This window comes from Novosphingobium sp. (assembly GCF_036820275.1).
In the GTDB taxonomy this organism is placed as follows: domain Bacteria; phylum Pseudomonadota; class Alphaproteobacteria; order Sphingomonadales; family Sphingomonadaceae; genus Novosphingobium.
Genome location: NZ_DAISLT010000011.1, coordinates 146,252 through 154,207, shown reverse-complemented (window position 1 = coordinate 154,207; position 7,956 = coordinate 146,252). Strand labels below are relative to the sequence as shown.

The following is a 7,956-nucleotide window of genomic DNA, read 5'->3' as shown; positions in this document are numbered from 1 at the left end:
GCTGCACCGCATCGACCGCGGTGCCGATGTCGGCCTGGGTCGCGGTAAGCTGCTCGCGGGCACGCTTGGCTTCCTCTTCCGAACGCATGGCGAGCGCCGAGACGAGATCGGCGACGACCGCGAAGCCGCGTCCGGCATCACCCGCCCGGCCCGCCTCGACGGCGGCGTTCATCGCGAGGACGCGGGTCTGGAAGGCGATCTTGTCGACCCCCTCGATCACCGAGTCGATGCCCTTGGCGCTGAGGCTGACGCGGTCCATCGCCGCGACGGCTTCTCCGGCAACCGCACGCCCGCCCGAGACGGTCGAGAGCGCTTCGTCGGCGCGGCGCACCGTCTGCGAGGAAGCCGTGGCCGAAGCCTTGAGCCGCTGGTCGATCTGGACGAGCGCGGCGGAGGTTTCCTCCAGGCTGGCGGCATTGGCTTCGGTGCGGCGGGCGAGATCCTCGGAAGCCTGGGCGATTTCCGCCGAGCCGGTCTGGATGCCGCCCGCGCTGTTGGCGACCGCCCCGATCATGCGACGCAGTTCGCCGAGCGCGGCGTTGAAGTTGTCCTTGAGCGCAGCATAGCCGGCCGGGAAGGCCACGGCGATCTCGCGGGTGAGATCACCCTGGCGCAGCGCGTCGAGACCGTCGCCGACAGCGGTGGTGACGATCTTCTGTTCTTCGGCGGCGCGGTGATCGGCTTCGGCGCGGTCGGCGGCGGCTTGACGGAACACGTCGGCGGCGCGGGCCATCGTGCCGATCTCGTCCTGACGACCCAGCTCGGGGATCGCGCAGTTCTCACCCTTGGCGAGCCGGTCGACGGCGCTGCTGAGCTTGGCCATCGGACGGCCGATGATGCCGCCTGCCGCGTAGAACAGGCTGGCGAGCACGGCGGCGACGATGACCAGACCGCCGATCACCAGCTGCCACGCCATGCTGCGCGCCGGCGCGGAGATCGTTGCTTCGGGAACGTCGAGGACCAGCGCCCAGGTTGCGTTGAGGCCTTGGAACGCGATGGGGCGGATCACGCGGCGGGTGGCCACGCCGTCGATGTCTATGTCGGACAGCACGCGCGTCTCGCCATTGGCGATCGCCGCCTTCACGTCATCGAGGCCGGGATCGGCATAGAGCTTGCCGAGTTGGGCAGCATCGGGATTGGCAACCCAGGTCGCGCCAGCGGACAGCAGCATGACACGGCCGTTGCCGAACGGTTTCAGCTTCGCCAGACGCTCGGAAATGCTGCTCAGTTCCATGTCGAGGCCCGAAACACCGATCACGCCGTTACCCGAGCGAACCGGCTGGGTGATCGACGTCATCAGCACCGTTCGGCCGCCCGCATCGAACTGGTAGGGATCCATGATCGCGCCGTCGCCGCTCTCGAACGACTTGCGGAAGAAGGGCTTGTTGTAACCCTCCGCCTCATTGTTGGGGATCTGCGCGACGGTGCCGTTGCTCTTGACCCAATAGGGACGGAAATTGCCGTCCTTGCTGGTTCCCGGTTGGCCGCCCTTGCCCGCATCCGCGCCGTCCCACTGGTTCGGCGCGATCATGGTCCAGGCGCCGAGGGCAACCTTGGATTTGAGCAGGTCGGTCTTGAGCACGTTCGTCGCAGCACCGCGATCCCGTGCACCGCTGGCGTGCAGGTTGCTCATGGTAGAGCCCAGCGTGCGCGCGGTCGCCTCGAACGTGGCGATATCCATCTTGACCTGGTTACCCTCGGCATCGGCCTGGGCGATCGCCGACTGGTCGGACAGCTTGCCGACTTCCGAACCGGTCTCGAAGACGACGGCGGTGAAGCCAAGCAGCAGCAGAACGGCGATCGCCAGACCGGCAACCGTCATCAGCTTGCCCGCGATGTGCATGCGGTTGAACACGTCTCTCATTTTCCAGCTCCTGGAATCTCATGGAAAGCCGCAGAGCGGGCGACGGCAGGCGCCGATACGGGCGCGAGGGTCAGTGCCGAGGCGAACCCGGCAAAAGGGAGAAACTGCATGGGAGTCCCGCTTTGGACAAAGTGCAGTCTTATTATAGGATGGTATGCCATAGATCGGATCGGACATGCCGATTATCCGGCTGGAAAGCTGTCATTTTAGGTGTCGACGACCGACAGGCCGCTGCGGCCTTCAAGGCATCAGGTGTGCCGGATGCATCCGATCAGGTCGCAAAAAGGCAATTTTGGTTGCAATCGCTGCAATTGCAGACTCGGCGGCGAGGGATCATATCGCCCTTGCCTTTCAGGCATCCTCTCCCAAAACCTATCCCGGCCCGTCCTTGCGACGGGCCTTTTTTTTGGAAAAGCGGTGCGGAAAAAGGCGCAGTTTCCCGCGCCTTCCAGTCCCGATTTCGCGGGCTTACTTGCTTTTCAACATCTCGATGGCGATCAACGACGCCTCACGGACATGCTCGCGGCAGGCCTCGGCCGCCGCTTCCGCGTTGCGACCGGCAATGGCGTCGACGATCTTGGACAGCCGCTTGAGACCCGCCGCCTGACGACCGACCACGGAGAGCGTCATGGCGCGCATCTGGCTGATACGGCTGTTGAGGCGCTGGACGATTTCCCAGGCGATCTCGTGCCCACCCGTCGTGAAGATGACCTCGTAGAAATGGGTGGATGCCTTGAGCGCGGCGATGGCGTTCTTGTCGCGATGCGCGGCCTCGATCGCGCTCAGCGCTTCGCGCAGGCTGGCAACGGTTTCCGCGGAGGAACACTCCGCGCAGGCGGCTGCCGCCGAGGATTCCAGCTGCATGCGAATCTCGTAGATCTGCTGCGCCTGCTCCGGCGATATCGTCGAGAGGCGCGGGCCAGACGCCGTGCTCTCCACCAATCCCTCGGATTCGAGGTTGCGAATGACTTCGCGGATCACCGAGCGGCTTACACCTAGCCGTTCGCCGAGGGTGCGTTCCACCAGCCGTTCGCCGGGTGCGATCTGCCCCTGCATGATCGCGTCGCGCACACGATCCAGCGCGATAAGCCTCAAGGTCTGCGGCCGCGCTTCGATCCGTTCCAAACTCATCCTCCACAAGGGTTTCGTCACTCTTGAAGCTCTCATGACAAGAACCGTTGCATGTGTCCAGTCTTCTGGTATACCACCATACAACATTCCAAGGAGGTTGCCCCGATGGCTCTGAAGATTCGCAAGCTTGTGTCCTATGTCGAGGAAGTCCGGATCGAAGGCGGCAAGGACGCCGAACGCCCGGTGACGACGGTTCTCGTTGCCGCCGTGGTGAAGAATCCCTGGGCCGGTCGCGACTTCGTGGAAGACCTCCAGCCCGAGATCCGCGCCTATGCTTCGGACCTCGGCGAACTCATCGTCGAAAAGCTGACGGCCACGATCGGCGGCGCGGACAAGATCGAGGCCTATGGCAAGGCGGCCGTCGTCGGCGGCGCGGGCGAGATCGAGCATGCCTCGGCGCTGATCCACACACTGCGCTTCGGCAATCACTTCCGCGAGGCGGTGAACGCCAAATCCTATCTCAGCTTCACCAACAAGCGCGGCGGGCAGAACACGTCGATCCAGGTGCCGATGATGCACAAGGACGACGAAGGCCAGCGCTCGCACTACATCACCGCCGAGTTCGCCATTTCCGACGCCCCGCTCGACGACGAGATCGTCATCGTGCTTGGCGCCGCCGATGGTGGCCGCGTGCACCCGCGTATCGGCAATCGCTACCTCGACCTGGAAGCCATTGCCGCGGAGAAGGCCGCGCAGCAGGGCTGACCGTGGGCGCGGACACTTTCCCCACCGCATATGAGGATACGGGCGGAGACAATCCGCCCGTGATCCTGATCCACGGCGTCGGCCTGTCGCAGGCGATGTGGGGCGCGCAGAAAGCCGCGCTGAAGCACGCCTACCGCGTCATCACCCTGGACATGCTCGGTCACGGCGGAAGCACGGCTCCTGCCGCGGATGCCGGGCTGGACGACTATGCCGACCAGGTCGCCGCTCTGATGGATCGTCTGGGTGTCGAAAAGGCGATCCTCGTCGGCTTCTCGATGGGCGCGCTGGTGGCGCGGGCCTTTGCCCTGCGTTTTCCGGGCCGTCTGTCGGGACTGGTCCTGCTCAACGGCGTGTTCAACCGCTCCGAGGACGTGCGCGCCACGATCCTGGGCCGCGTGGACGAAGTGCGGCAGGCCGGTCCCGCCGCCAATTCCGAGGCTGCGATCGAACGCTGGTTCACTCCGGAGTTCCGCGCCGCCGAACCCGGCTACATCGCCGATCTGCGCGCCCATATGGCGGGTAACGACCATCACGGCTATCTGACGTCCTATGGCCTGTTCGCCAGCCAGGACAACTTCGGTGCCGACCGTCTCGGCGAGATCGCCGTGCCCACCCTGGTGGCCACCGGAGAATTCGATGTCGGCTCGACCCCGGAGATGACCCGCGAACTGGCCGCGCGCATTCCCGGCGCGAAAGCGCAGGTCGTTGCCGATGCGCGCCATATGATGCCGGTGGAAATGCCGGAAGAAACCAATGCCCTGCTGCTGGGATACCTCGATACGATAACCCAGTCGCCCATAACTGCCGGAGAGGCTTCATGACGACACGGAAATTCCAGATGCTGGTGGACGGCGCGTGGATCGACGCGGCTTCCGGGCGGACCTATGAATCGCGCTATCCCGCCACCGGCGAGGTATGGTCGGTCCTGCCCGACGCCGACGAAGCGGATGCCGACCGCGCCGTGCGCGCCGCCGACGCCGCCTTCCGCAGCCCGGCGTGGCGCGGGCTTACCGCCACTGCGCGCGGCAAATTGCTGCGCCGCCTGGGCGATCTGGTCGCCGAGCACGCGGGAGAACTCGCGGAACTGGAAACGCAGGACAACGGCAAGCTGATCCGCGAGACGCGCGGCCAGCTCGCCTACCTGCCCGAATTCTTCCACTACAGCGCCGGTCTGGCCGACAAGCTGGAAGGCAGCACGCTGCCGATCGACAAGGCGGACATGTTCGCCTTCACCGTGCCCGAGCCGCTGGGCGTCGTGGCCGCGATCATTCCCTGGAACAGCCCGCTCTACCTGACCGCGATCAAGCTCGCCCCCGCACTGGCGGCGGGGAATACGCTGGTCATCAAGCCGTCCGAACATGCCTCGGCCAGCATCCTGCGTTTTGCCGCGCTGGTGGAGGAAGCCGGCTTCCCCGCAGGCGTCGTCAATGTCGTGACCGGGCTTGGCCCCAGTGCGGGCGCGGCGCTCACAAAGCACCCGCTGGTGCGCCGCATCGCCTTCACCGGCGGCCCGTCCACCGCCCGCCATGTCATCAAGGCCAGCACCGAGAACTTCGCCAAGCTCTCGCTGGAACTGGGCGGCAAGTCGGCGAACATCGTCTTCGACGACGCCGACCTTGAAAGCGCGGTGAACGGCGCCGTCGCGGGGATCTACGCCGCCTCGGGTCAGAGCTGCGTCGCAGGCTCCCGCCTGCTGGTGCAGGACGGCATCTACGACCGCTTCGTGGCCGCGCTGACCGAGCGCATGACCCGCATCCGCATCGGCGACCCGCTCGATCCGAACTCCGACATGGGGCCGATGGCGACCGAGCAGCAGCTCGGGATCGTCGAAAGCATGGTCGCGCGCGCCCGCGAAGAAGGCGCCGAAGTGCTGGCAGGCGGCAAGCGCCATGCCGCCCGCGAAGGCTGGTATTACGAGCCGACCCTGCTCGCCTGCACCTCCGACCAGCTCGACATCGTGCAGAACGAAGTGTTCGGCCCGGTCGCGGCGATCATGCGCTTTTCCGATGATACCGAGGCGCTCGCCTTGGCGAACGGCACCGAATACGCGCTCGCGGCCGGTATCTGGACCCGCGACATCGGCCGTGCCCACCGCTTCGCGCGCGATGTCCATGCCGGGATCGTCTGGGTGAACACCTATCGCGCGGTCTCGGCCATGGCGCCGATCGGCGGCTTCGGTGCGAGCGGCTACGGGCGCGAGGGCGGCATCCATGCCGTGCTCGACTACACCGAACTGAAGACCGTGTGGGTCAACCTGTCGGAACAACCGATGGGCGATCCCTTCGTGATGCGGTGAGAGGATAGAACACAATGACGAAAAACGTGATCGATCCGGCCGAGTTCCGGAAGGCCATGGCCGAATTCCCCTCGGGCGTCACCGTGGTGACCGCCCTCGACGAGCAGGGCGGACTGGTGGGCTTCACCGCCAGCGCCTTCTCCTCGCTGTCGCTGGACCCGCCGCTGGTGCTGGTATGCCCGGCGCTGACCTCGGCCACCTATCCGCACCTCGTGCGCGGCGGCCGTTTCGCGATCCACATCCTTGCTGCCGACCAGCAGGATATCGCCATGGCCTTCGCCTCGAAGGGCGCGGACAAAGTGGCGGCGCTGGAATGGACGCTCAGCGACCTCGGCAATCCGCTGCTGGAGGGCGCGAGCTGCGTGCTGGAATGCAGCCTCTGGCGCGAATACGAAGGGGGTGACCACGCCATCCTCGTGGGCGAAGTCCTGCGCATCGACCGCTGCGAGAGCGGTGTCCTGCTCTATCACCGTGGCCGCATGAGCAATCATGCCCTTCCAAAAATAGAGGCCACATCGGTATGACGATCCGCGATCTCCATCCTTTCCGCGACCAGGCCTTCGTCGGCGGCGTCTGGACCGTGGCGCTCGAAACGGTGCCGGTGACGGACCCGGCCACCGGCGAGGTCATCGCCCAGGTGCCGTACCTCGGCGCGGCCGAGACCCGTACCGCCATCACGGCCGCGCAGAAGGCCCAGGCCGAGTGGCGTGCCCGCCCCGCAGGCGACCGCGCCGACGTGCTGCTGCGCTGGCACGCTCTCATGCTGGAACATCAGGACGCGCTCGCCGCGATCCTGACGGCGGAACAGGGCAAGCCGCTCGCCGAAGCGCGGGGCGAAGTCCTCTATGCCGCCAGCTTCGTGCGCTGGTTCGCGGAAGAAGCACGGCGGATCGAGGGCGAGGTGATCCCCGCACCCCGCTCCAACCAGCGCATCCTTGTCTGGAGCGAGCCGGTCGGTGTCGTCGCGGCGATCACGCCGTGGAACTTCCCGGCGGCCATGGTGACGCGCAAGGTCGCTCCGGCGCTGGCGGCAGGCTGCGCGATCATCGTCAAGCCCGCGCCGGAAACGCCGCTCACCGCTCTTGCCCTTGCGGCTCTGGCCGAAGAGGCCGGCCTTCCCGCCGGGCTGCTCAGCGTCATCACCGGAGAGGCCGCCGCCATCGGCGAGGCCTTCATGAGCAGCGATGTCGTGCGCAAGCTCTCCTTCACCGGCTCGACCGGCGTGGGACGCAAGCTCTATGAACAGTCGGCCCCGACCTTGAAGCGGCTCTCGCTGGAACTGGGCGGAAACGCGCCGTTCCTCGTCTTCGACGATGCCGATATCGACGCGGCGGTCGAGGGCGCGCTCCTCGGCAAGTATCGCAATGCCGGGCAGACCTGCGTCTGCGTGAACCGCTTCCTGGTGCAGGACGGCATTCACGACGCCTTCGTCGAGCGACTGCGGCAGCGGGTCGAAGGTCTCGTCGTCGGACGGGGCACGGAAGCGGGCGTGACGATCGGTCCGCTCATCAACGCACGCGCGGTCGAGAAGGTCGAGCAGCACGTCGCCGATGCCCTGGCACGCGGCGGCCGCCTGCTGGCGGGTGGCCAGCGGCAGGACGGGCTGTTCTTCCCGCCGACGCTGATCGCCGACGTTCCGCGCGATGCGCTGGTGGCTTCGGAGGAGACCTTCGGGCCGCTGGCCGCGGTGATCCGTTTCGAGACCGAGGAAGAGGCCATCCGCATGGCCAACGACACCGAGTTCGGCCTCGCCGCCTATGCCTATACCCGCGACATCGGCCGCGCCATGCGCGTCGCCGATGCCCTGGAATACGGCATGGTCGGGCTTAACGAGGCGGCGATCTCTACCGAAGTCGCGCCGTTTGGCGGCATCAAGGCCTCCGGCATGGGCCGCGAAGGATCGCGCCACGGCATTACCGACTATCTCGAACTGAAATACGTGATGATGGGCGGGCTTTAA

The 7,956-nt window shown here is 66.3% G+C and carries 7 protein-coding genes; 5 read left to right on the top strand and 2 right to left on the bottom strand.

The genetic code is table 11. The features are described from left to right. Nucleotides 1–1,864: methyl-accepting chemotaxis protein (locus V7066_RS11380; protein ID WP_334183157.1), on the bottom strand; the 1,864-nt coding region annotated here is incomplete at its 3' end. A 468-nt stretch (nt 1,865–2,332) separates the two neighbouring features. Then, complete coding sequence (locus V7066_RS11375; protein ID WP_334183156.1) at nt 2,333–2,995, bottom strand: GntR family transcriptional regulator; 663 nt, start codon at nt 2,993–2,995, stop codon at nt 2,333–2,335. A 105-nt stretch (nt 2,996–3,100) separates the two neighbouring features. On the opposite strand from V7066_RS11375, the gene V7066_RS11370 reads away from it, so the two are divergent. The 5 genes from V7066_RS11370 to V7066_RS11350 are packed head-to-tail and all read left to right on the top strand — an operon-like array spanning nt 3,101 to nt 7,956. Next, on the top strand, nt 3,101–3,700 hold the full coding sequence (locus tag V7066_RS11370) for an amino acid synthesis family protein (RefSeq protein WP_334183155.1): 600 nt from the start codon (nt 3,101–3,103) through the stop codon (nt 3,698–3,700). 2 nt (nt 3,701–3,702) lie between these two features. Continuing rightward, the gene (locus V7066_RS11365) at nt 3,703–4,521 is read left to right on the top strand and encodes an alpha/beta fold hydrolase (RefSeq protein WP_334183154.1); all 819 of its coding nucleotides are present in this window, start codon (nt 3,703–3,705) and stop codon (nt 4,519–4,521) included. Continuing rightward, nucleotides 4,518–5,996, top strand: a complete 1,479-nt coding sequence (locus V7066_RS11360; protein WP_334183153.1) for an aldehyde dehydrogenase — start codon at nt 4,518–4,520, stop codon at nt 5,994–5,996. Before V7066_RS11365 ends, V7066_RS11360 begins: the two co-directional genes overlap by 4 nt. 14 nt (nt 5,997–6,010) lie before the next feature. Beyond that, on the top strand, nt 6,011–6,520 hold the full coding sequence (locus V7066_RS11355; protein WP_334183152.1) for a flavin reductase family protein: 510 nt from the start codon (nt 6,011–6,013) through the stop codon (nt 6,518–6,520). Next, nucleotides 6,517–7,956, top strand: a complete 1,440-nt coding sequence (locus V7066_RS11350; RefSeq protein WP_334183151.1) for an NAD-dependent succinate-semialdehyde dehydrogenase — start codon at nt 6,517–6,519, stop codon at nt 7,954–7,956. Before V7066_RS11355 ends, V7066_RS11350 begins: the two co-directional genes overlap by 4 nt.

Coding starts and splice junctions, on each gene's coding strand:
- V7066_RS11350 (WP_334183151.1), top strand. CDS start 6,517: ATGACGATCCGCGATCTCCATCCTTTCCGCGACCAGGCCTTCGTCGGC.
- V7066_RS11360 (WP_334183153.1), top strand. CDS start 4,518: ATGACGACACGGAAATTCCAGATGCTGGTGGACGGCGCGTGGATCGAC.
- V7066_RS11370 (WP_334183155.1), top strand. CDS start 3,101: ATGGCTCTGAAGATTCGCAAGCTTGTGTCCTATGTCGAGGAAGTCCGG.
- V7066_RS11355 (WP_334183152.1), top strand. CDS start 6,011: ATGACGAAAAACGTGATCGATCCGGCCGAGTTCCGGAAGGCCATGGCC.
- V7066_RS11375 (WP_334183156.1), bottom strand. CDS start 2,995: ATGAGTTTGGAACGGATCGAAGCGCGGCCGCAGACCTTGAGGCTTATC.